This window comes from Haloplanus sp. GCM10025708 (genome assembly GCF_042663985.1).
Classification (GTDB): Archaea; Halobacteriota; Halobacteria; order Halobacteriales; family Haloferacaceae; genus Salinirarus; species Salinirarus marinus.
Window position 1 is genome coordinate 1,194,021 of sequence record NZ_JBHSZA010000011.1, and the last position, 21,726, is coordinate 1,215,746.

General features: G+C 66.7%; 19 protein-coding genes, 1 tRNA gene and 4 pseudogenes. 19 read left to right on the forward strand and 5 right to left on the reverse strand.

Going from position 1 to position 21,726, the window contains the following annotated elements; genetic code table 11:
* Nucleotides 1–307: 307 nt before the first annotated feature.
* The 10 genes from ACFQJD_RS09670 (at nt 308) to ACFQJD_RS09715 (ending at nt 5,717) form a co-directional block, all read left to right on the forward strand.
* Complete coding sequence (locus ACFQJD_RS09670; RefSeq protein WP_379797863.1) at nt 308–430, forward strand: twin-arginine translocation signal domain-containing protein; 123 nt, start codon at nt 308–310, stop codon at nt 428–430.
* Nucleotides 431–699: 269 nt separating this feature from the next.
* Nucleotides 700–951, forward strand: coding sequence for a hypothetical protein (locus tag ACFQJD_RS09675; RefSeq protein WP_379797865.1), 252 nt, complete (start codon nt 700–702; stop codon nt 949–951).
* Entirely contained in the window at nt 948–1,157 is a 210-nt protein-coding gene (locus ACFQJD_RS09680; protein ID WP_379797867.1) for a hypothetical protein, read from the forward strand. Before ACFQJD_RS09675 ends, ACFQJD_RS09680 begins: the two co-directional genes overlap by 4 nt.
* A 10-nt stretch (nt 1,158–1,167) precedes the next feature.
* The gene (locus ACFQJD_RS09685; RefSeq protein ID WP_379797869.1) at nt 1,168–1,608 is read left to right on the forward strand and encodes a hypothetical protein; all 441 of its coding nucleotides are present in this window, start codon (nt 1,168–1,170) and stop codon (nt 1,606–1,608) included.
* A complete protein-coding gene (locus tag ACFQJD_RS09690) occupies nt 1,581–2,192 on the forward strand; it encodes a TRAP transporter small permease (protein WP_379797871.1) in 612 nt (203 codons plus the stop codon). Before ACFQJD_RS09685 ends, ACFQJD_RS09690 begins: the two co-directional genes overlap by 28 nt.
* Nucleotides 2,189–3,538, forward strand: a complete 1,350-nt coding sequence (locus tag ACFQJD_RS09695; protein WP_379797873.1) for a TRAP transporter large permease — start codon at nt 2,189–2,191, stop codon at nt 3,536–3,538. Before ACFQJD_RS09690 ends, ACFQJD_RS09695 begins: the two co-directional genes overlap by 4 nt.
* 114 nt (nt 3,539–3,652) lie before the next feature.
* Entirely contained in the window at nt 3,653–4,009 is a 357-nt protein-coding gene (locus ACFQJD_RS09700; protein WP_379797875.1) for a DsrE family protein, read from the forward strand.
* 120 nt (nt 4,010–4,129) lie between these two features.
* Nucleotides 4,130–5,101, forward strand: coding sequence for a thiolase C-terminal domain-containing protein (locus tag ACFQJD_RS09705; RefSeq protein WP_379797877.1), 972 nt, complete (start codon nt 4,130–4,132; stop codon nt 5,099–5,101).
* The gene (locus ACFQJD_RS09710; protein ID WP_379797879.1) at nt 5,098–5,292 is read left to right on the forward strand and encodes a thiolase C-terminal domain-containing protein; all 195 of its coding nucleotides are present in this window, start codon (nt 5,098–5,100) and stop codon (nt 5,290–5,292) included. The genes ACFQJD_RS09705 and ACFQJD_RS09710 overlap by 4 nt, the downstream gene beginning before the upstream one ends.
* Nucleotides 5,289–5,717, forward strand: coding sequence for a Zn-ribbon domain-containing OB-fold protein (locus ACFQJD_RS09715; RefSeq protein ID WP_379797881.1), 429 nt, complete (start codon nt 5,289–5,291; stop codon nt 5,715–5,717). Before ACFQJD_RS09710 ends, ACFQJD_RS09715 begins: the two co-directional genes overlap by 4 nt.
* A 25-nt stretch (nt 5,718–5,742) precedes the next feature.
* On the opposite strand, the gene ACFQJD_RS09720 is transcribed toward ACFQJD_RS09715, so the two are convergent.
* Entirely contained in the window at nt 5,743–6,885 is a 1,143-nt protein-coding gene (locus tag ACFQJD_RS09720) for an ABC transporter ATP-binding protein (RefSeq protein ID WP_379797883.1), read from the reverse strand.
* A gap of 291 nt (nt 6,886–7,176) precedes the next feature.
* Between ACFQJD_RS09720 and ACFQJD_RS09725 the strand changes: the two genes are divergently transcribed.
* The 3 genes from ACFQJD_RS09725 to ACFQJD_RS09735 all read left to right on the forward strand — a co-directional run bounded on the left by ACFQJD_RS09725 (nt 7,177) and on the right by ACFQJD_RS09735 (nt 8,673).
* A complete protein-coding gene (locus tag ACFQJD_RS09725) occupies nt 7,177–7,611 on the forward strand; it encodes a GIY-YIG nuclease family protein (RefSeq protein WP_379797884.1) in 435 nt (144 codons plus the stop codon).
* A gap of 277 nt (nt 7,612–7,888) precedes the next feature.
* Nucleotides 7,889–8,086, forward strand: coding sequence for a hypothetical protein (locus ACFQJD_RS09730; protein ID WP_379797886.1), 198 nt, complete (start codon nt 7,889–7,891; stop codon nt 8,084–8,086).
* Nucleotides 8,083–8,673, forward strand: coding sequence for a helix-turn-helix transcriptional regulator (locus tag ACFQJD_RS09735; RefSeq protein WP_379797888.1), 591 nt, complete (start codon nt 8,083–8,085; stop codon nt 8,671–8,673). Before ACFQJD_RS09730 ends, ACFQJD_RS09735 begins: the two co-directional genes overlap by 4 nt.
* A 4-nt stretch (nt 8,674–8,677) precedes the next feature.
* Here the strand turns inward: ACFQJD_RS09735 and ACFQJD_RS09740 are convergent.
* Together ACFQJD_RS09740 and ACFQJD_RS09745 are read right to left on the reverse strand one after the other, a co-directional pair.
* A pseudogene (locus ACFQJD_RS09740) lies at nt 8,678–11,685 on the reverse strand (FAD-binding and (Fe-S)-binding domain-containing protein).
* A 103-nt stretch (nt 11,686–11,788) separates the two neighbouring features.
* Nucleotides 11,789–13,440, reverse strand: a pseudogene (locus ACFQJD_RS09745) (L-lactate permease); the annotation flags it as partial.
* 439 nt (nt 13,441–13,879) lie between these two features.
* Between ACFQJD_RS09745 and ACFQJD_RS09750 the strand changes: the two are divergent.
* From ACFQJD_RS09750 to ACFQJD_RS09770, 5 genes and pseudogenes are all read left to right on the forward strand, one after another.
* Nucleotides 13,880–14,449: an ArsR family transcriptional regulator gene (locus tag ACFQJD_RS09750; protein WP_379797890.1), complete on the forward strand. Its 570-nt coding sequence runs from the start codon at nt 13,880–13,882 to the stop codon at nt 14,447–14,449.
* 342 nt (nt 14,450–14,791) lie between these two features.
* The gene (locus ACFQJD_RS09755) at nt 14,792–16,339 is read left to right on the forward strand and encodes an Nramp family divalent metal transporter (RefSeq protein WP_379797891.1); all 1,548 of its coding nucleotides are present in this window, start codon (nt 14,792–14,794) and stop codon (nt 16,337–16,339) included.
* 41 nt (nt 16,340–16,380) lie between these two features.
* A pseudogene (locus ACFQJD_RS09760) lies at nt 16,381–16,882 on the forward strand (LutC/YkgG family protein).
* A pseudogene (locus tag ACFQJD_RS09765) lies at nt 16,875–19,069 on the forward strand (LUD domain-containing protein). The pseudogenes ACFQJD_RS09760 and ACFQJD_RS09765 overlap by 8 nt, the downstream one beginning before the upstream one ends.
* Before the next feature lie 45 nt (nt 19,070–19,114).
* Entirely contained in the window at nt 19,115–19,441 is a 327-nt protein-coding gene (locus tag ACFQJD_RS09770) for a PRC-barrel domain-containing protein (protein ID WP_379797893.1), read from the forward strand.
* Here the strand turns inward: ACFQJD_RS09770 and ACFQJD_RS09775 are convergent.
* Nucleotides 19,347–20,855 carry a DHH family phosphoesterase gene (locus ACFQJD_RS09775; RefSeq protein WP_379797895.1) on the reverse strand — a complete coding sequence of 503 codons (1,509 nt, stop codon included), beginning with the start codon at nt 20,853–20,855 and terminating at the stop codon, nt 19,347–19,349. The genes ACFQJD_RS09770 and ACFQJD_RS09775 overlap by 95 nt on opposite strands.
* 94 nt (nt 20,856–20,949) lie before the next feature.
* On the opposite strand from ACFQJD_RS09775, the gene ACFQJD_RS09780 reads away from it, so the two are divergent.
* Nucleotides 20,950–21,023 (forward strand) — tRNA-Lys (locus tag ACFQJD_RS09780).
* A 76-nt stretch (nt 21,024–21,099) separates the two neighbouring features.
* Here the strand turns inward: ACFQJD_RS09780 and ACFQJD_RS09785 are convergent.
* Nucleotides 21,100–21,402: a hypothetical protein gene (locus ACFQJD_RS09785; RefSeq protein WP_379797897.1), complete on the reverse strand. Its 303-nt coding sequence runs from the start codon at nt 21,400–21,402 to the stop codon at nt 21,100–21,102.
* Nucleotides 21,403–21,726 lie beyond the last annotated feature (324 nt).

Sequence of the window (21,726 nt, forward strand, 5' to 3'; positions counted from 1 at the left end):
GACCCGCCACCGGTCGCGGGGAGAAGTTGAGAAACGGACGGAAGTTTCGACGATACGCTCCGATTCGACACCGAAACACCCGATCACGGAACTGTAACCGGCTATTATGTGGGTCGTGTCTTCGAGAGGAGACGTCCGAGGCGTCACGACTCTCGGAAAATGATGACGAGGAGGACAGAGGAATCACCCCACGGCCCGTACGTGATCGTAGCGAGAGAATCGACGCTCGTTCGACGGTCATCTCGGTTCGCCTCTACTGACGTAAACCGGGCGTGGCCGACGGGCAGACGAGACGACGCACCCAACGATGACGACAGACAGACACACCGACGAACGCGTAGCATCGACGAACCGCTCCAGACGGGAGTTCCTCAAGACGGCCTCCCTCGGCGTCCTCGCCGGAGGCTTTGCGGGCTGTCTGGGGGCGTAGGAACCACCGGAGACGAGGGCGGTACCGAAACCACGGGCGAGAGTAGCAGTAGCACGACGGCCCGATGGGCCGGCACGCAGAACCCCGACACGACGGGGTGGGATTTCGACGCCGAACTGCCCGAAGGGCCGGACGGGGTCGGGCTGGTCTACCCCATCTTCGAACTCGAACGTCGCCTCGACGAGCGGGAATCCGCGCCCGATCTCACCCTCGTGGGAAGCCAGGAGCTCTGCAGTGAGCAGTCCTGTATGTCGAAACTAGACTCGCGCGTGATCCAGCTCGGCAGCAGCTCCGTCGCCAACTCCGCGAAAATCTGGCCGGAAAACGAGATCTGGAGCATCCCGTACACGTTCCCGGTCCACCAGCGCGCCTCGATTGGGTACAGCTTCGTCCACCCGACCACCTGGGAGGAGTACTGGGTCCCCTTCGCCAAGAAGTACAACGTAGTGCCGATCGGGTTCGACCCGCCGGGATACCGTGCCCACCTCACCGGTATCGGGAGCGACCCGGGGAGCCGGTGACGTCACCGGCGGATTTCGAAGGCCGGAAGATCCGGACGACCCAGAGCGAAGTCATCTCCACCGCGTTCGACGAACTCGGGATGAACCCGATTACCATCTCGTTCGCCGACACGCTGCAGGGGATGAAGTCGGGCGTCGTCGACGGCCTGAGATCATCCCGCCCTACGCCGTCGCGGCTCAGATCACGTCGATCACCGCCCAGGTGACGCTCACGCAGTGGGCCCCGGTCTCGACCCCATCTGGTGTCACGTCGACTTCCTCAAGGGACTCTCCGACGCGGAACGGACGGCCTTCGCGGAGGTCACCGCCGACCTCGCCGAGCAGAGCATCCAGCGCACCGACCGGACGTACGAGCGCTTCCAGGGGCTGAGCCCCGACGCGCCGGTCGAGGGGTCGAACTTCTACACCGAGGGCCCCGACGGCGAGCCGGTTCGCGTCAACTGGCTGAGCGAGGACCAGCTCGACGAGTGGAAAAATCCCGTCAACCCCGCCGACAACCGCGATCTCTACAGCGACACTATCGACCGAGTCCACGATGAGTTCACCGACGGGTTCTTCGACCGACTGTACGACCTGGCTCGGGAGAGCGGAGTGCCCGACGACTCGGAGAACTTCACGCTCGATGCCTGGTGGGACGACTATCTGGACCGGATATAACTCGCAGTAAATGTCGAGCACACTCTCGCGCTATATGCGAACGCTTCTCGACCCCGACCGCCTCCACGAGACGCGCGTCGGCCCTCGAGCGGAATCTCGAACTGTATCTCGGCGGGGCGCTTCTCGTCGTCTACGGACTGGTAATCGGGTTTGCGGTGATCCAGCGAACCGCGACCGGCGAGCAGGCACTCTGGGCACAGGAGAGCGCGATCGGGATGTTCGTCTGGGTCGCCTGGCTCTCCGTGGCGTACGTGATTCGTAACGAGGACCACCTGCGCTTTACGATGGTCCTCTCGGAGCTATCGAACACCGGTCGGTATCTCGTCTACTGGATCGAGTGGCTCTGCTGGATCGCCTTCGCGGGCGTCGTGTTCGTCTACTCGATTCCCGTGTTCGGCGGCTTCCTCAGTCGCGGCGGAACGATTACGGGAACGGCCGTTCCGGACGCCGTCACCTATCTGGCGGTGACGGTCGGCGTCGGGCTCGTCCTCTTTCGCGTCGCAGAGCAGGTCGCCTGGGTGACGTACGCGTACTACCGCGGTGACGACATACGCTACGCCTCCGACGAGGTGGTCGGCGAATGACCGGGCTGGCACTGCAGGTCGTCGACCACGTCGGCCTGCTGGCGCTGCAGGCGGCGGTCGCTGGCCTCGACCCCGGAGTCGCGCTCGCGCTCCTCACCGCGTTCGCCGTCTTCCTCTTCATCGTGGGCGTTCCCATCCTGCTGGTGTTCTCGACGTGGGCGATCGGCTTCTCCGTCATCTTCCCCGTGTTCAGCCTGCGGAACATGGCGCTGGTCTCGTACTATCAGCTCTGGACGTTCCCGCTCACGGCGGTTCCGCTGTTCATCCTCGTCGGTGCGCTGATCAATCAACTGCGGATCGCCCGCGACATCATCGGCCTGTCACGGGCCGTCGCGGGGTGGCTCCCCGGCAGTTCGGCGAACACGGCGCTCGTCACCGCCGGCGTCTTCTCGGCCATTACCGGCTCGAACGCCGCGACGACGGCGTCGGTCGGCGAAGCCTTCACCGACGAACTCGACGAGGAAGGGTACGACCCGGTGTTCAGCGCGGCCACCATCGCCGCCGGCGGAACGCTCGGCATCATCATCCCGCCCAGCGTCCTCTTTATCCTCTACGGCGTCACGTTCAACCTCCCCGTGTCGGAGCTGTTCGTCGCCGGCATCCTGCCCGGTGTCCTGATGCTGAGCGGGCTCGTCGTCACGTCGACGCTCATCTCCTACCGACGTGACTACGGCACGACCGAGTACGGCTTCAGCCTCACGTCCATCGCCCGGTCGATATTCCGGGCGCGGAACTCCCTGCTCGCCATCGTCGTCCTCCTCGGCGGCATCTTCACGGGCGTGTTCACACCGTCGGAGTCGGCGTCCATCGCCATCCTCGTCGTCGTCACTGCCGAGTTACTCTCCGGACACATCGACAGTTTCGACTTCGTGACGGAGTCGGTGTCGCTCACCATCTATCTCGTCGGCATCATCATCCCGGTGTTGATCACGTCGATCATGATACAGCAGAGCCTCTCCTTTCTCAATCTACAGGACATCGTCTCGAACGCGATTCTCGCCCTCGACTCGCCGCTCCTCGTCGGCGTCGCGCTGCTCGTGGTCATGCTGTTGAGCGGGTCGGTGCTGGCGTCGATCCCGAACATGATCCTCACCGCGCCGCTGCTCGCACCCGCGGCGTTCGCCCTCGGTATCTCACCGATCATGTGGGGCGTCATCTTCATGATCAGCGACGCCATCGGCTTCATCACCCCGCCGTACGGCCTGAACCTCTACATCATGAGCAGTATCACCGGCATCGACTACATGAAGATCGCCCGCGCAGCCCTCCCGTATTTCTTCGTGTTGACCTCGATCCTGATCCTGTTTTTCGTCTTCCCCGAACTGAACGTCCTCGCCGCGGGCTAATCGGCGTCACCGGCCCGGGGGCGTTCCGTGAAGGCGAAATCGCCCGCGTTCGACGTCTCACCTCGACCGACTGGAACACGACGGAAATAAACGGCCGACTGGCGAAACGGAGCTATGTTCCTGTTGCTAACCGCGGGACCGGACGACCCGTCGTCCGCGCTCCCCTTCGTCGCCGCGAAGGGCGCACTGGAAGACGGCGACGACGTCGCTATCGTCGCCATGGCCGACGCCGTCCGCCTCCTGACCGACGAAACCGACCTACACGCCCTCGATGCCTCCGGCCTCCCGACGGTCGGACACGTCGTAGAGCGACTCCGCGAAGCGGACGCGCTCACCGACGCCGTCGCGTTGCGCGACTGCTGTTCGGCCCGCGGAATTCGCGAAGCGGACCTGGCCGACTGGGCGTCGATGGACGCGGAGAGCGCAGTGTCCCGCGTCGCCGCTGGCCACGAGACGACGCTTACCTTCTAAGCGCGGTGTCCAGCGCCGATTCGCGCCGTCGTTCACGCCCACCGCTTCACCGCTCGGAACGTCCGATTTCGTCGAGTCGGCGGCAAAGAACTAAGCACGGCGAGTGAGGACGTGTCACACATGACGGACCCAGTCATCGTATCGGTCGGGTCGTCGCCCGTCGGACGGTCGGAGCTGACCGGGCGCGACCTGTTCTCGGTCGCGCTCGGGGAGGCGTTCGAGGACCTCCCCGCACCCGCCGAGGTCGTCGAAGCGCTCTACGTCGGCAACCAGTCCGAAACGTACGAGCACCAGATCATGCAGGGGACGCTGATGGCCGAGTGGGCCGGCCTGCGAAACGTCCCCGCCGAACGCGTCGAGGGGTGTGCCGCGGCGGGGGCCCTCGCGCTGAAACACGCCGTCGAGGACGTCCGCCGAGGGACCCACGACGCCGTCCTCGCCTGCGGCGTCGAGAAGATGACCGCCGGCGGCACCGGCGGCGCGACGGACGCCCTCTCGGCGGCGTTCGACCGCGCGCTCGAACAGCGGTCGGGCGTCACCGCCCCGAGCCAGTACGCCCTCCTCGCGCAGCGATATCTCCACGAGTACGAGGCGACGGAGGAGGACCTGGCCCGCATCGCAGTCAAGAACCACGCCAACGCGGCGTCGAACCCGCGCGCGCAGTTCCAGTCGGCGGTGGACGTCGACACCGTCCTCGGCTCGGACTACGTCGCGCCGCCGCTCAAACTGTTCGACTGCGCGCCCGTCGGCGACGCGGCGGCGACCGTCCTCGTCGCGACACCCGACGTCGCCGACGACCTGCGCTCGTCCGACGACCGGGTTCGCGTGACGGGCGCGGGGTCGGCCGCGAACAACCTCTCGGTCGCCGAGCGGAACATGACCTTCCCCGAGGGTGCGAACGTCGCCGCCGAGCGCGCCTACGATCAGGCCGGGATCGACCCCGTCGACGTGGACGTCGCGGAGGTCCACGACGCCTTCACCATCTGCGAGGCGTTGCTCGCCGAAGCGGCCGGATTCGCCCCCGCGGCCGCGGCGTCGAGTCGGCGCTCACCCCCACGGAGCGCTCCGCCGGCTGGACCGACGTCCGGATGAGCACCAGCGGCGGCCTCAAGGCGCGCGGCCACCCCATCGGCGCGACGGGAATCCTCCAGGCCATCGAGGCGTACGAACAGCTGACCGGGCAGGCCGGCGACCGACAGGTCGACGGTGCCGACACCGCACTGCTGATGAACGAGGGCGGCGTCGCCGACGCCGTGACCGTCTCGCACGTGGTGGAAACATGACGCCGGAAGAGCTCACTCCCGACAGCCCGTTCACGCTCCCCGGCTTCTTCGACGCCCTCTCGGACGGCCGACTCGTCGCCGCCGTCTGCTCCTGTGGCGAGGTGCTCGTCCCGCCGCGAACGGCCTGTTACGCCTGCGGGGGCCGCGATCTCGAACTCGAAGACCAGCCGCGAACGGGCGAGATCTACTCCTACACCGAAGTCCGAACGGCACCGCCGGCGTTCGAGGACGACGCACCCTACACCGTGGCAGTGGTCGAACTCGACTCCGGCGCGCGGCTGCTCGGCCGGGTCGACGCCGACTACGACGCCGTCGCTATCGGCGACGACGTCGAACTCCGGGTGCGAGATCCGACGGAGGCCGAACGGGAGATCGCGCTCTCACACGAACAGGACTGGCCGATTCACGTCTTCGAGACGGTCTGAGCGGGGGCGCGAGCGGCGGGCCCGATCAGTCGTCGTCCGCGGCAGCGGCGTCCGGCCGCTGTTCCACCGGGAACCACGCGAGTTCGTGGTCCGCCGAGAGGTCGATGCGGACGGGTTCGTCGAGCGAGATGGTTTCGTCGTGGTTGTGCATACACTGGACGGTGGTGTCGTCGTCGAGTCTGACCTCGTAGAGGATGGTCGGACCGAGGTAGCGACGAGCGACGACGCGGCCGTCGGCCTCGCCGTCCGTCGGGATCGCCGTCAGGTCGTCGGGACGCACGAGGACATCGATGCGGGTGCGGTCGTACGACCCCGCGAGGCCGTGAATCTGGTCGCGGGGGACGGGACCCAGCCCGGTCGACACCTCGTCGCCGTGGACGTAGCCGGGGAGGAAACTCGCGTGGCCGAGGAAGCCGGCGACGAAGCGCGATTTGGGCTGCTGAAACACCCGTTCGGGAGTTCCCACCTGTTCGATCTTCCCGTCGTTCATCACGGCCACCCGGTCGCTGATCGACATCGCCTCCTCCTGATCGTGCGTGACTGAGACTGCAGTGACGCCCGTCTCCTTGAGGATGCGTCGGACTTCCTCGCGCATCTGGACGCGGAGGTCGACGTCGAGGTTCGAGAAGGGTTCGTCCAGCAACAGCACTTCGGGTTCGGGCGCGAGCGACCGGGCGAGGGCGACGCGCTGTTGCTGGCCGCCGGAGAGTTCGTCCGGATAGGAGTCACCCTGGGCCTCGAGCCCGACGAGCGAGAGCAGTTCCTCGACTCGCGCCTCGCGTTGGCGCTCCGACCACCCGTCGAGTCCGAAGGCGACGTTCTCGGCGGCGGTCAGATGCGGGAAGAGCGCGAACTCCTGGAAGACGACCCCGATGCCGCGCCGTTCGGGCGAGACGAACGTCCCGGGGCCGGCGACGGCGGTCTCGTTGAGACGGACCTCGCCGCCGTCGGGGCGTTCGAGACCGGAGATGAGTCTGAGGGTCGTCGTCTTCCCACACCCCGACGGACCGAGCAGCGTCAGAATCTCGCCGTCACGGACGGTCAGTTCGAGGTCGGAGATGACCCGTTCCGAACCGTACCGTTTGCTGACGCCGTCCAGTTCGAGCACCGGGTCGGCGTCGGCGTCGACCGGTGTCGCGTCCGTGGTGTGTGTCGTGCTGTTTGACATCGTCTTGTGAGCGGCAGACGGGCGTCGCCGAATCGGAGACGACGTGGTCGGTGCCGGCATCGCCTCTTTCCGTACATATATTTAGGTTGACCTAAATCATATATACCTGTCGGTTCGTAGAAACCGATCGGTGCGGGATTCCGGATCACGTCGACGAGGTCGGGGTCCCGTCCGGAGGGGCGTCGACAGTCGACGATCTTCTCTCGTAACAGAACCACCCGAGTGACGTCCGCGCGCGGGGAGAGACGGGTGGTCGTCACGGTTTTGTCCCGCGACGACCGAACCCCCGACATGGCCGACGACGGAGGGACGTACACGCTCGTCGTCGAGCTGCCGCGGCCGACGGTCGTCGACGTCGGGGCGCTCGGCGCGTTCGACTTTCCCGCCGGCGCGTACGCCTACACCGGGAGTGCGCTGGGCGCTGGTGGCTTCGCCCGCGTGGACCGTCACCGGCGCGTCGCCGCGGGCGACCACGACGTTCGCCACTGGCACGTGGATTACCTGACCGGCCACCCGGAGACGTCGCTCGTCGAGGTAGTCGCGACTGCGGGCGTCGACGCCGAGTGTGCCGTCGCCGACGCGCTTCCGTGCGGGCCGGTCCCGGGGTTCGGCGCGTCCGACTGCGCCTGTCGCTCACACCTCGGATACGCCGAATCGGCGGCGGACCTGCGCACGGCGGTCGAATCCGTCCACGCGCGGTTCGAGAAACGCCGCTCGACCGGTTGACACGGGTGTGTAGAAAATCGTTCGACGAGGGAGTTCCCTCGAAATCGGTCGGCCCGGGCAAAGCCGACCGAGTGTGGGGCACGCCGACCCGGGCAAAGTCGGCGACCCAATGCCGGATGTCAGAGGCACCCCGGCAACCACACAAACGAGCGCTTGTATCATTAAGCTACGTTCTGCAATATTCGCCGGACCGTGAATTATCATACATAAATGTATTTCCTATTTATATAGATTCGGCTCCCTAACGGTTATACGCCTGACTCGATGTACCAATGCGATGTCGGAGGGGGACCCGGCGGACGTCATCGAACTCGTGCGTCGACGGCGTGGCGTCCTCGGGGCGTTGGAGTCCGGCGAAGCGAGAAAGGAAGACCTCGTCGACCGACTCGACGTGTCCCGGTCGACCGTCGACCGGGGGTACAGGATCTCACTCGGCACGGACTCGTCGAACGCGGAGCGAGCGGCTATCGGTTGACGCTCGCCGGCCGCCTCGTCTTCGACGAGTATCGGCGGTTTCGCCGCCGAATAGACGGCGTCGTCGGTAACGTCCACGTGCTCTCGTTGCTCGCCCCGGACGTTCCACTGCAGACGGCGGTCCTCGACGCGGCAACCGTCGTCACGGCGGATAAACACGCTCCGTACCGCCCTGCCGCACACGTCGCCGACATCGTCGACCGCGCGACGCACGTGCGGGCGTTCGCATCGGCGCTCGTCCCCAAACATGTCGACACCTACCGGGAGCGGATCGTCGAGGAGGGGCTCTCCGCCGAATTCGTTCTCACGGACGAGGTCGTCGAGTTGCTGGTCGCCTCACACGCCGACGCGCTCCGCGAGTCGCTCGCGACCGGCTCCGTCGAGATGCGACGGGTCGACGAAGCGCTCCCGTTCGGCCTCGTCGTCGCCGATACGCCCGACGGCGCGGAGATGGGAATGGTGCTGTACGCCGACAGCAGTGCCCGGGCGTTCGTCGGCAACGACACCCCCGACGCCATCGCGTGGGCGTGGGAGACGGTGACCGACGTCTGGGATCGAGGCGAACCGATCTCGTTCGAAGTCGACTGACGGCCTACGCGAGGGCGTCGGCGAGTTTCCGGACGGGGTGGGGCGGTTTCTCCGCGTAGTGGTCGCCGAGTTGCGTCCGGCAGGAGGCTCCGGGGGCGACGACTTCCTCGCCGGGGCTGTCGTCGACCTGGCCGAACAGGATGCGTCCGACGGCCTTGCTCATCGAGAAGTGTTCGGCCTCGTAGCCGAAAGAGCCGGCCATCCCACAACAGCCCGAGTCCAGCGGGTCCACCTCGTAGCCCGCCCGGCGGAGAACGCCCACCGCGTGGTGGTCCTTTCTCGTCGCCTTCTGGTGGCAGTGACCGTGGTACGTGAGCGATCCGACGGCCTCAGCGTCGAACTGCTCGTCCAAGCGGAACGCGTCGACGTATTCGAGGACGCCGTACGTGCCGGACGCCACCGTCGCCGCGTCCTCGCCCGAGAGCAAGTCGAGATAATCCGGCTGGAACATCACCGCGTCGGAGGGTTCGACCACCACGACGTCCCACCCGTTACGGACCTTCGGTGCCAGCGCCTCGACGTTCGTTTGCGCCTGCGAGCGCGCTTTCTCGACGAATCCCTTCGAATACGGCGGCCGGCCACTGCCCGCGACGTCTCGTGGAATCTCGACGTGGACGTTCGCCGCCTCCAGCACTTCGACGGCCGCTTTCCCGCCTCCGGCGCGTTGTACGTCGTGTACGTGTCCGGAAAGAGCAACACCTTGCGGTCGGCGTCGCCCGCGCTCACCTGCGCGCCGCCGCGGGCGTCGAACCAATCGACCAGCGATTCGCGCTCGAACTCGGGGAGCGACCGCTCGCGCGCGATGCCGAGCGTCTTCTCCAGTACGGTGCGCGCACCCGGCACCTTGGCCGCCCAGTTCGAGACGGGCGCGAGCGCCGACCCGAGCGCGTTCAACCGATCGATGTTGGCGAATATCTTGTCGCGCAGCGACGACCCGTGGCGGTCGTGGTATTCGTTCGCCACCTCGACTTTCATCTTCGCGAGATCGACCTCGCTGGGGCAATCCTTCGAACAGCCCTTACAGCCGATACACAGATCCAACACCTCCCGCATGAACTCCACGTCGAACTGCTCCTCGTCCGAGAGGTCGCCGCTCATGGCCTGCCGGAGCATGTTCGCCCGACCGCGCGTCGCCTGAATCTCCTCTTCGGCCGCGCGATAGGTCGGACACATCACCCCGCCCGTCGTCTCCTGGGGCCCGCGACAGCCGCCACAGCCGTGACAGAGTTCGACCATTCCCTGGAAACCGTTCTCGTTCTCCCAGTTCAGCGCCGGGTCGAACCCCGCGTCGAACTCGTACTCCGTACCGAACCGGAGGTTCTCGGTCATGTCGACGTCGCCACAGACCTGCCCGGGGTTGAGAATCCAGTCGGGGTCGTAAGCGGATTTCAGGTCGCGGAACGTCTGCCAGAGATGGTCGCCGTAGAGTTTCCGGTTCCACTGGGTTCGGGCGCGCCCATCGCCGTGCTCGCCCGAGACCGAGCCGCCGTATTTCACGACGAGGTCCGTCGCGGCGTCCGCGATCGACTCCATCTGTTCGATGCCCGCCACCGTCTTGGTGTTGACCAGCGGACGGATGTGGAGGACGCCGGGGCCGGCGTGGGCGTAGTAGCTAGCGAAGGTGTCGTACTGCTCGAGCATCTCCTGAAAGTCGGCGACGTAGTCGGGGAGATTCTCGGCGGGGACGGCCGTGTCCTCGATGTAGGCGATATGTTTCTCGTCCGTCGTTCGCCCGAGGAGAATCGGCAGGCCGGACTTTCGCATCTTCCAGAACTTCGCCCGCGTCTCGGCGTCGTGTGCCTCCATCGCCGTGGCCGCGAAGCGTTCTTTGTCGGTTATCGACGCCGCGCCGTCGCTGGGTTCGAATTCGGTGTCGACGCCGGGTACCCGGTCGGCGACCAGGTCCGCCACCTTCTGTTTTCCGTCGTCGTCGCTGTCGGCGTAGAACTCGACGAGGAGAACGGAGTCGGTTCCCTCGGGGAGGAGGCCGACCACGTCCTCGAATTCGGCCGTCTCACGCGCCAGATCGAGGAGGACGTCGTCCATCACCTCGACGGCCGCGGGGCCGTGTTCGAGGATGGGAGCGACGTCCTCCATCGCGTCCAGCAGGGTGTCGTAGGTGAGGAGGGCGACGGATTTCGTCTCCGGAATCGGTTCGAGCGACACCGTCGCCTCCGTGACGATGGCGAGGGTTCCCTCGCTTCCCGCGAGCAGTTTCGCGAGGTTGACCGACCCCGACTCGGCCTCGTCGACGAGGACGTCGAGGTTGTAGCCCGAGACGTTCCGCGTCATGTCGGGGTATCGCTTCTCGATCTCCTCGCTCTCCTCCTCGAGGATGTGCAGGACTTCGGCGTAGATGCGCTCCTCGACGTCGCCGTCCTCGTCCGCGCCCTCGCGGAGTTCGTCCAGGCTCACTTCGCCGAATCGCGTCACCGTCCCGTCCGCGAGGACGGCTTCGACCTCCTCGACGTAGTAGTCGGTCTTGCCGTAGACGAGCGAGTGCGCGCCGGTGGAGTTGTTGCCGATAGCGCCGCCGAGGGCGCTCTTGTCGCCCCACGCCGGGTCGGGAGCGAACTTCAGGCCGTGCGGTTCGAGTTCGCGGTTGAGGTCGCCCAGTCGAACGCCGGCCTCGGCGCGGGCGACGGCCGCGTCCGGGTCGACGTCGAGAAGCGCGTCCATCTCCTGTTGGAAGTCGAGGACGACGGCTTCGTTGACCGTCTGGCCGGCGAGGCTGGTGCCGCCGCCGCGCGGGAGCACCGGAATCTCCCGGTCGGCACAGTAGGAGACGACGGCCGCGACGTCGTCCGTGGAGGTGGGGAAGACGACGCCGACGGGCGTCACTTCGTACGCGCTGGCGTCCGTCGCGTACAACTGCCGCGTGTAGCTGTCGAAACGGACGTCGCCGTCGACGAGCGATTCGAGGTCCGAGACGAGTCCCGGTCGGTCCACGTCGTCGCTCTGGTAGTCGTAGTTGCCGTCGAGCGACGGGTCCGAGAGGGGCGACGGGCTGATGCCATTATCCGAGGGTTGGAGTACGGCGGTATAAAACAGGGCATTTCCGATTCGCCGGCGCGGCGCGAACGCGAGGAAACGGCCGGCGGACGATGCGAGGGGCGAAGACGCCCGGGAACAGCACGTAGCTGAACAGGAGCGCCAGGACGCCCGTCACCGTCGCGTAGTACGCGAGGGGGATGAGTTCGTAGCGGATGACGCGCCCCTCCTCGCCGACGAGGCCGACGACGGCGAGCGCCGCGACGACGTTGTGGACGGCGATGAGGTTGCCGATGGCCCCGCCGACGGCCTGCGCGCCGAGCAGGATGGTTCGCGGAGCGCCGATCTGTTCGGCGACGCCGTACTGGAACGTCCCGAACAGGATGTCCGAGACGGTGTTCGACCCGGCGAGGAACGCGCCGAAGGCACCCACCAACGCCGCGAAGAACGGGTAGGTCTGGCCGGCGACGGCGGCCATCGTGTTCGACAGGACGATGAGCATGCTCTCGGTGTTCGCCGCCTCGCCCGACTGGAGCATGATCTGGACCGTCGCGACGGCAAAGAGGAGGGCGACGACGGCGGGCGTCACCTTCTCTATCGTCTCGGACCACGAATCCCTGATCTCGCGCCCGCTCATCCCGTGGATGGGGATCGTCAGGAGGTGGACGGCGACGAAGACGGCCCCGGGCAGGTAGAGCAGGGCGAAATCCGAACTCAGGCCGGTCCCGAGGATGTTCGACCACTCGAAGACGAACAGCGGCGACTGGAGGAACGCCGTCACCGGGTCGACGACGCGAGTGACGACCAGGAGGACGGCGACGAGGGCGTACGGCGTCCACGCCTTCCAGAGGGCATCCGGTGGGTGAGACCGCCGTCGGCGGCGACGGCACCGCCGCGATCGCTGGATTCGCCGGGTTCGATCTCGCCGACCCAGTGATCCGGCCACGCCGAGCGATCGGCGAAGTCCCACTCCTCGTCGGGGTGGAAGAAGCCGGCCTTGAGCGCGGCGACCGTGATCAACAGACCGACCATCGCGCCGATGAGCCCCGGGAACTCCGGCCCGAGGAAGTAGGCAGTCGCCCAGTAGGGGACGGCGAAGGAGGCCCACGCGAACAGCGTGAGCGGGAAGACTTCGAGCGCGGGCTTGATCGAGCGTTTCTCACCGAAGAAACGCGTCATCATCGCCACGCTGATGAAGGGAAGCAACATCCCCGTGATGACGTGGAAGGAGGCCGCCCAGACGGCGATCTGACCGACCCACTCGGAGATGGTCATCCCCTGTGCGGTCACGGCGGAGCTGATCGTCTCGACGTCGCCGAAGATGTCGATCATCCCGATGATGAGCGGCGTCCCGACGGCACCGAAGGTGATGGCCATCAGGTTACCGGTCAGCGCGACCACGACGGCCGCCAGCGGCGGGAACCCGAGGCCGACCAGAAGCGGACCGACGATGGCGGCAGGCGTCCCGAAGCCGGCCGCGCCCTCGATGAACGACCCCATCAGGAACACCAGCAGGACCACCTGGACCCGCCGGTCCTCGCTGATGGATGCGAAGCCGTGATTGATGGCGTCGAACGCGCCGGTGCGCTTGAGCGTGTACAGCAACAGAATCGCCCCGAAGACGATCCAGAGGATGTTCGTCGCGGTGATGAAGCCGTTGATGGTCGCGGCGGCGATCCACCGCGGCGTCATCCCCCACGCGACGACGCCGGTCCCGATGGCGACGACCCACGCGACGGGCATCGCCTTCGTCGCGGGCCAGTACCGACCGACCATCAGATACGCGATCGTCAGCAGCGGCAGTAGTGCGACGAGGGCGTCGGCCGCGCTGGCATACCGGCCCTCCGTCGGCTCGCTCACGTCGGACGTTTCGTAACGCCCCGTTCCAGATTCGTTCTCAACCGTTCGTGGCATGGGTTCACGTCCGGGACTCCGATGATAAATATCTATCGTTAGTCGCTTTTCGTGATAGACTTCGACCGGCCTCTACAACGACCTTCGCCCCGTATGTATTCGTATGTACACGATTATTCGAGGGTTTCAAGCTGTGTAGATGAATTTCCCGAATGAGGCCCGATCGAGATCGGCAGCTCCGAAGATCCAGATTACACGAATGTATTGGTGGGTTCATACGTGTTGATTGGACGTTCACACGAGTGTAGTGGGGTCACATACGTGTGCAAAGGCTTATGCCCGCACGTAGTGAGGCGATACCATGGGCCACTCGGGGAGCGATCGCGAACGGAACGAGAGCGGACAGTACGCCGACCGCATCCCGCCGGAAGCGGTGCTATCAGTGTTCGAGGACCGCGACGACCGGGCGCGCCCGCTGACCGCGAGCGACGTCATGGAGGCCCTCGACTGCTCGCGCCGGACGGCACACAACAAACTCGGCGAACTCGTCGACCGCGGGACACTCGAGACGCGCAAGGTCGGTGCGCGCAGTCGGGTGTGGTGGATCCCGATACCGCGAACGGCCGACGACGCCACGGGCGAGGAGCGACCGCTCGCCGTGTCGAACGCCATCGACGACGCCAGTCTCCCCGGAACGGGGCCGACGCTCGAAGCCCGGCGCGAAGCCCTCTCGGCGGCGTACGACTACCTCACCGAACACCCCGAAGCCAAGAAGGCGGATTTCCTTCGCGACGTCTACCACGACCACCCGGCGGGATACGAATCCGCCGAGGGGTGGTGGAACGCGATCCAGCCCGCGCTGAAGGAACTGCCGGGCGTCGATCCGCCGGAGGAACGCGGCCACATCTGGCACTTCCTCGGCGGCGACTGACGCCGAAGTAGGTGGCTTTTTGCCCCGGGCGCGGCGAGACGCTTCCAGCCGATGATCGGAGAGTCGACACCGCGTCCACCGGTCTCCCTGCCCGCGAGACGAGGCCATGGCGTCGCGTAGACCGGACGACGCGGACGGCACGGACGCCGAAGCGGGGAGGCAGACGAGTCTCCCGCGCGGGACGAGGTCTACGCGTCGGAGGCCGAGGGTCGCCAGTACCGGAGCACGTGGTACTGTCCGCTCCCGTACGACGACCTGGACGAAGCGCCGGAGTCGGCGTCGTATCCCGATCGCGGGACCGGCGGCGCGTTTCGGCTGGCGAGCGTCCCGCGCGTCCCGCGCGTGAAACACGTCGTCGGCCCGAGCGCCATCATGCTCGGCGCGTCGCTCGGCAGCGGCGAGACGCTGTTCTGGCCGGGGCTCGTCGCCCGGCACGGGTGGGGACTCTACTGGGCGTTCTGGATCGGCGTCCTGACGCAGTTCGTCATCAACACGGAACTCCAGCGCTGGACGCTGGCGACCGGTGAGAGCATCTTCCGGGCGTTCCTCAGGGTCCGGCGGTTCTGGCCGTGGGTTTTTCTCGTGGGCGGCCTGGCGAGTCTCGGCTGGCCCGGATGGGCGGCGGGCGCGGCGAAAGTCGCCGCGACGGCGTTCGGCCTCGACGGCACCGCCGTCCAGTTCGTCGGCCTCGAACTCGCGTCGTGGAAACTGCTGGCCGTCGCGCTGATGGTGATCATCTGGTCGTCGTATCAGCTCTCGTCGGTCATGTACAACGCCGTCGAAGCGATCCAGGTCGGACTGCTGTTCGTCGCCATCGCGGGTGCCGTCACGCTGGCGCTCGTCAGCGGGTCGCTCCCCGAACTCGGCGGGTTGCCGGCGGGTGCGCTGAACGTCGGCACGCTCCCGCCGGAGATGGACGTCGCCGTCTTCCTCGGCGGCCTCGCGTTCGCCGGCGCGGGCGGCTACCTCAACCTCTCCCAGAGCCTCTGGGCGCGGGAGAAGGGGTACGCGATGGGCAACTACCAGGGCCGCGTTCGCAACCCCCTCGTCGGCGACGAGCCCGAACCCGTCCGGCGGGAGGGCTTTACGTTCCGGCCGACGCGACTCAACCTCCGCCGCTGGCGCGGCTGGTGGCGCGTCATCCAGGTCGAACATTTCCTGACGTTCGTCTTCGGTCTCCTGTTCGTGGCGACGATCATGATGAGCGTCGCCGCCAGACACGCCCCGAACGCGTCCGCGGACGCCCTCGCCATGTGGCTCACGGACGTCGCGCCCGCCCTCGGCGGCGTCGGTGCGCTCCTCGTCTTTCTCGTGTTGTTCGTCGCCCTCTTTACCACCGAGTACGCCATCGTCGAGTCGTTCGTCCGCAACAGCGCCGACGCGGTGTACGAGGCCTACGGGCGCGACGCCGGGTGGGACCTCTCGCAGCTCTTCTGGCGACTGCTGACGGCGTTTACCGCGTGGGGCGTCCTCATCATCCTCCTCTTTACCGCGCCGTTCGAGAACCGCGGTCCCTTCTTCTTCCTCGTCGTCGGCGCGGCGCTCTCGGGCGTCATCATGTGGCCCTACGCCGCCCTGACGCTCGTGATGAACACGACGCGCCTGCCCGAACACCTCCAGCCCGGCTGGGCGCGCGTCGTCGCGATGTGGTGGGCGTCGGGGTTCTACGGCTTCTTCAGCGTGTTGCTCGTCGGAGACACGCTCGTCGCGGCGGGCGTCCCCGCTTTCGAGACGACCGTCGGCGTCCTCGGGAGCGGCACGGGTGGCTACGTCCTCTGGGCGGCCTTCGTCGCCGTCGAACTGTACGTCGTCACGAAGTCGATTCTCGGGAAATACCGCGCCGACGGGACGGTCCCTGGGGCCGACGAAGCCGATCAGCCGTTCGCCTAGAAAGCCAAAGAGACATACCGGGAGTGGGGCAAGGTGTACTCATGGTCACCGAGACAGTTGCGACGTTCGAAGACTCCTCGGACAGTTGGACGTCGAGTGGACGCACACGACGTCCGACGGCTTCGAAGCGACCGTCGCGTCGCTGATCGAGGAGCCCGCCGTCGGCGTCTCCTCCCGTTCGACGGCGCGTCGCTCCCCGACGCAGTGACGGTCGATCCGACGGCGGCGGCGCTCGAGCCGGCACGAACCAGCGTGACGCCCGCCTCGTTCGGCGTCGCCGAGTACGGGAGCGTCGTGTTGGCGTCGACGCCCGGCGGGGCGGAACCGGTGAGTCTCTACCCCGAACTGCACGTCCCCGTCGTCCGGGCCGACGACGTGGTCCCGGGGATGCCGGAGGCGTTCGATCGCTTCGGGTCGGAGATACGGGAGCACCGGAGCAGTTCGATCATCGCGACGGGGCCGAGCGCGACGGCCGACATGGGCGACCTGGTGTTTGGCGCACACGGCCCGAAGGAGGTTCACGTGGTGATTCTCGATGAGTAAGAGCGACAAAGCCGCCGAGATTCGCCGGCTGATGCTCGCGGAGGGCGACGCCGTCGAGCAAAACACCAAGGGGTTCAACGCCGGCCGGTACGACTCCGTCTCGGAGCTGGAGAACTACGAGGAACTGAAAGACCGGGCGCGCGAGATCAAAGAGGACGCCATCGCCCGCCTGCCCGAGCTCATAGACCAGCTGCGCGACGCCGTCGAGGAGAACGGCGGGACGCTCTACGTCGCCGACGACGCCGCGGACGCCAACCGCTACGTTCGCGACGTCGTCGCCGACAACGACGGCGACCGCGTCGTCAAGAGCAAGTCGATGACCACCGAGGAACTCGAGGTCAACGACGCACTGGAGCGGGACGGCGTCGACGTCGTCGAGACGGACCTCGGCGAGTGGGTGATCCAGTTGGCCGACGAAGCGCCCTCCCACCTCATCGCGCCCGCGATCCACCGCTCCCGCGAGGACATCGCCGAACTGTTCAACGAGACGTTCGATCCCGACGAACCGCTCGAGACGGCGGCGGAACTCACGCAGTTCGCGCGGGAGCGACTCGGCGAGCAGATTCGGGACGCCGACGTCGGCATGACGGGCGCGAACTTCATCACCGCCGACACCGGGACGATGGCGCTCGTCACCAGCGAAGGCAACGCCCGGAAGTCGGCCGTCGTTCCCGACACGCACGTCGCCGTCGCCGGGGTGGAGAAAGTCGTCCCGTCCGTCGAGGACCTCCAGCCGTTCGTCGAACTCATCGCCCGGTCGGGGACGGGACAGGACATCACCTCCTACGTCTCGCTGCTGACCCCGCCGGTCGAGTCGCCGACGGTCGACTTCGACGACGACGAGACGCCGCTCTCGGAGCGCGGATCCGACCGCGAGTTCCACCTCGTCCTCGTCGACAACGGCCGAATGGCCATGCGCGAGGACGACCAACTTCGCGAGACGCTCTACTGCATCCGGTGTTCGGCGTGTTCGAACTCCTGTGCCAACTTCCAGCAGGTCGGTGGCCACGCCTTCGGCGGCGAGACCTACTCCGGCGGCATCGGCACCGGCTGGGAGGCCGGCATCGAAGGGCTGGACGTCGCCGGCGAGTTCAACGACCTCTGTACCGGCTGTTCGCGGTGTGTCAACGCCTGTCCGGTGAAAATCGACATTCCGTGGATCAACACGGTCGTGCGCGACCGGGTGAACCGCGGGACCGACGAAGAGTTCGACTGGCTCGTCGAGGGCCTGACGCCCGACGCGGAACCCGGCGGCGTCCCCTCCAGAAGCGCTTTTTCGGCAACTTCTCGACCGTCGCCAAACTCGGGAGCGCGACGGCACCGGTGTCGAACTGGCTCGCCGACGCCGCCCCGTCGCGGTGGGCGATGGACCGCCTCCTCGGCATCGACAAGCGCCGCGAGCTGCCGACGTTTCAGCGCGAGACGCTCCGTTCGTGGTTCGAGCGACGGGAGACGGCCATCGACGACCCGACCCGGGAGGTGGTGCTCTACCCGGACGTGTACACGAACCACGTCCAGGTCGAACGCGGGAAGGCGGCCGTCCGCACGCTGGAGGCTCTCGGCGTCCGCGTCCACGTCCCGGAGGTGGCGAGCAGCGGGCGCGCACCGCTCTCACAGGGGATGATCGCGACGGCCGAGTCCCACGCCCACGACGTCTACGGGGCGCTCGCGGAACACGTCGACGCCGGCCGCGACGTCGTGGTCGTCGAGCCGAGCGACCTCGCCATGTTCGAACGGGAGTACGAGAAGTTCCTCCCCGAACGGTCGTTCGAACGCCTCCGCGACAACAGCTACGAGGTCATGGAGTACGTCTACGGCCTCCTGCAGAACGGGGGCGACAGCGAGCGACTGCGCCGCGCCCCGGCCGACGACCCGGGCGTCGCCTACCACAGCCACTGCCAGCAGCGGACGCTCGGCCTCGAAGGCCACACCGTCGCCGTGCTGGAGGACCTCGATTACGACGTGGTCACCTCCGACGTGGAGTGTTGCGGGATGGCCGGCTCCTTCGGCTACAAGTCCGACTACTACGAACTGAGCGTGGAGGTCGGCGAGGACCTGGCGGGGCAGTTCACGACGGACGAGACGCGCGACCGGACCGTCGTCGCCAGCGGCACCTCCTGTCTGGAGCAGCTCGACTCGCTGCTCTCGCGGCCGACGACACACCCCATCGAACTCGTCGCGCCCTGACTCGGGCCGCGAACTATTAAGACCCGGGACTGCAAGAGAACAGGTATGGACGGTACGCCACAGGAGATCACGTCACTGGTCGGTCGTGAAGTGTACTCGAACAACGGAGTGTTCGTCGGCGAGGTGGAGGACGTGCGCCTCGACCTCGATCGCGAGTCGGTCACCGGACTCGCGCTCGGCGAACTCAGCGGGGAGCTGTTCGACGGCAACATCGAGCCCGGGAAGGGCGTGATGATTCCGTACCGGTGGGTGCGAGCGGTGGGCGACGTCATCCTCATCAACGACGTGGTCGAACGCCTCGAAGACGAAGAGGAGGAAGAAGTCGTCGCCAGCTCCCGTTACTGCTCTCGCTACTGCTCTCGACGCCCATAGCGTCGAACAGCTTCTTCCGTACCGCCTCCTCGGTCAGCGAGAGGAGCGTGTCGCGGTTGTCTTCGCTCGTCTCGATACCCGTGAACAGTCCGAGCGGGATCTCGACGCTCCCCTGCGTGGAGTGGCCGCCGACCTCGCCGATGTCCTCGAAGGCGTCCTGCAGGACGTTCCCGATGTTGATGCGGATGTCCTTCGACCGGGCGGCGAGGTAGATGGTGTTGTCGGCGATGCCGAACACCGCCGTCGTCGTGATGCCCTCCAGATTCAGGAGGTGCTGGGCGGCCTGCGAGAGGGCGTCCCGGTCGCGGATGAAGCCGGCGTTCGAGACCAGATGGCTCCCCTGGACCTGCCGGTTCTGGATGGCCTCGGCGAGGACGTCGAGCGTTTCGGGCGACATCGACGGCGATTCGACCTGTTCGAGGGTGTCGTGGTTGGCGAACGGATAGAGGTAGGCGGCGGCGGTGAGGTCCGCGGGCGTGGTGTCGCGTTTGAAGTCCATCGTCTCCGCGCGAATGCCGTAGAGGAGCGCCGTCGCCACCGCTTCGCTCGGGCTCAGATCGAACTCCTGGATGTACTTCGTGAGGATCGTCGACGTAGACGAGACGTTCGGGCGCACGTCGATGAAGCGAGCGCCGTACTCGACTTCGGGTTCGTAGTGGTCGATGAAGATGTCGACGTCGACGTCGACGTCGAGTTCGCCGGACTTCATGTGGTCGACCAGGGCGACGGCCCCGTACTCCGAGAGCGGGGGTGCCTCGTCCCGCGAGACGAGTTCGATGCCGAGGAGGTTCACGAACGCGCGGTTCTCCTGATGGCCGATGTCGCCGTGATAGAGGATGTCGGCGTCGACGTCGTGCTCTTCCGCGATGGCCTGGAGGGCGACGGCGCTGGCGATGGAGTCCGGATCGGGATTGTCGTGAGTGAGGATGGCCAGGCTGCCGTCGGTGTCGGCGAGGACGTCGGCCAACTGCTGGGCCTTGTGTTCGAGTTCGCCCGTCTCCAGCGCCCGGAGCGCGGATTCGGCGATGACCTTCGAAGGGTTGATGACGACGTCCGCGCCCGCCTCGGTGAGTTCGTCCTCGGAGACGGGGTCGGACGCGCGGACGATGATGAACTGGTCGCCGCCGCGGTCGCGGATCGTCCGGACGGCGGCCTTGTTCGCTTCGACGTCCGACGCGAGAATGAGGACGACGCCCCGGTCGGCGACCGCGTCAGCGACTTCCTCGTTTCTGATGTCCGTCGTGCGAGCGTCGAGATCCTGGTCACGGAGGGCCTCGACGCGGCTCTCGTCCTTGTCGAGGATGAGGACGTCTTTCCCCTCCTCGGCAAGTTCCTCGGCGACGGCGTGACCGACGCTCCCACAGCCGAGGATCGCGTATTTGGACATCGAAGACATCGTCGCCGCGTTGCTCATAGTGTCGGGTGTATCGGAGGCGGGCACTTAACATCCACCATTCCGCACCTGAAAGGGAAACGCCTTTGAGTACACCACGGATACGATTGGCCGAGGGCCGGTAGCTCAGTCAGGTAGAGCGACGGACTCTTAATCCGTCGGTCGGGGGTTCAACTCCCTCCCGGCCCGTGAGAAATCCGCGAGCGGAGCGCGTCTCGAATCGGATTCGACCCTCGCAACCGACACCACACGGAGACGAACGCCGTCAGTCGGCCCTCGCACCCCGCTCGCCACCGTCCGTCTCGTTGCCGAACTCGCGTTCGTACCACGGCGGCGACGTCACCGTCGTCGTTCCGACGCGTCCGTACGTCACCTCGACGACGACCCGGATGGGACCGTCGTCCGTCCGACGCAGATAGCGCGCGGTCAGGTTGCGGACGAAGCCCCGCGAATCGACGTGCGCGACGACGGTGTAGTTCTCGACGCGGTAGACGTCGAAGCCGGTGGGTTGGCCCCGGCCGACGACGCGAAAGACCCGGTGTCCGCGACGTTCGACCTGTTCGGTCACCGTCGTCTCCGGCGTCGAGAGATAGTCGGTGACCAGCGTATCTCGCAGCGTCGGGGGCCGCGTAGAGAGCGGGCGTCCCCTCGACCGAGTGAATCTGCCGGTATCGGGTCTCGTTGTCGCTCACGTCGGCGACGTACCAGTCGCTCCCGTCGTAGTAGGTCTCCTGTAACGGCGTCGTCGTCACCGTCCCTTCGAGCGACGTCACGCTGTGGTATCGCTCGCCGTCGACGGCGACGTCGGTGTCACGCTGGACTCGCGTCCCGTTCGGCTCCCACTCCCGGGGGTGAGAGTAGTCCAGCCAGACGGTGTACGAGCGGTTTTCGA

Excerpts from the sequence above, each read along its gene's own strand:
- ACFQJD_RS09670 (WP_379797863.1), top strand. The coding sequence starts at position 308 with ATGACGACAGACAGACACACCGACGAACGCGTAGCATCGACGAACCGC.
- ACFQJD_RS09695 (WP_379797873.1), top strand. The coding sequence starts at position 2,189 with ATGACCGGGCTGGCACTGCAGGTCGTCGACCACGTCGGCCTGCTGGCG.
- ACFQJD_RS09700 (WP_379797875.1), top strand. The coding sequence starts at position 3,653 with ATGTTCCTGTTGCTAACCGCGGGACCGGACGACCCGTCGTCCGCGCTC.
- ACFQJD_RS09705 (WP_379797877.1), top strand. The coding sequence starts at position 4,130 with ATGACGGACCCAGTCATCGTATCGGTCGGGTCGTCGCCCGTCGGACGG.
- ACFQJD_RS09710 (WP_379797879.1), top strand. The coding sequence starts at position 5,098 with ATGAGCACCAGCGGCGGCCTCAAGGCGCGCGGCCACCCCATCGGCGCG.
- ACFQJD_RS09715 (WP_379797881.1), top strand. The coding sequence starts at position 5,289 with ATGACGCCGGAAGAGCTCACTCCCGACAGCCCGTTCACGCTCCCCGGC.
- ACFQJD_RS09720 (WP_379797883.1), bottom strand. The coding sequence starts at position 6,885 with ATGTCAAACAGCACGACACACACCACGGACGCGACACCGGTCGACGCC.
- ACFQJD_RS09725 (WP_379797884.1), top strand. The coding sequence starts at position 7,177 with ATGGCCGACGACGGAGGGACGTACACGCTCGTCGTCGAGCTGCCGCGG.
- ACFQJD_RS09730 (WP_379797886.1), top strand. The coding sequence starts at position 7,889 with ATGTCGGAGGGGGACCCGGCGGACGTCATCGAACTCGTGCGTCGACGG.
- ACFQJD_RS09750 (WP_379797890.1), top strand. The coding sequence starts at position 13,880 with ATGGGCCACTCGGGGAGCGATCGCGAACGGAACGAGAGCGGACAGTAC.
- ACFQJD_RS09770 (WP_379797893.1), top strand. The coding sequence starts at position 19,115 with ATGGACGGTACGCCACAGGAGATCACGTCACTGGTCGGTCGTGAAGTG.
- ACFQJD_RS09775 (WP_379797895.1), bottom strand. The coding sequence starts at position 20,855 with ATGAGCAACGCGGCGACGATGTCTTCGATGTCCAAATACGCGATCCTC.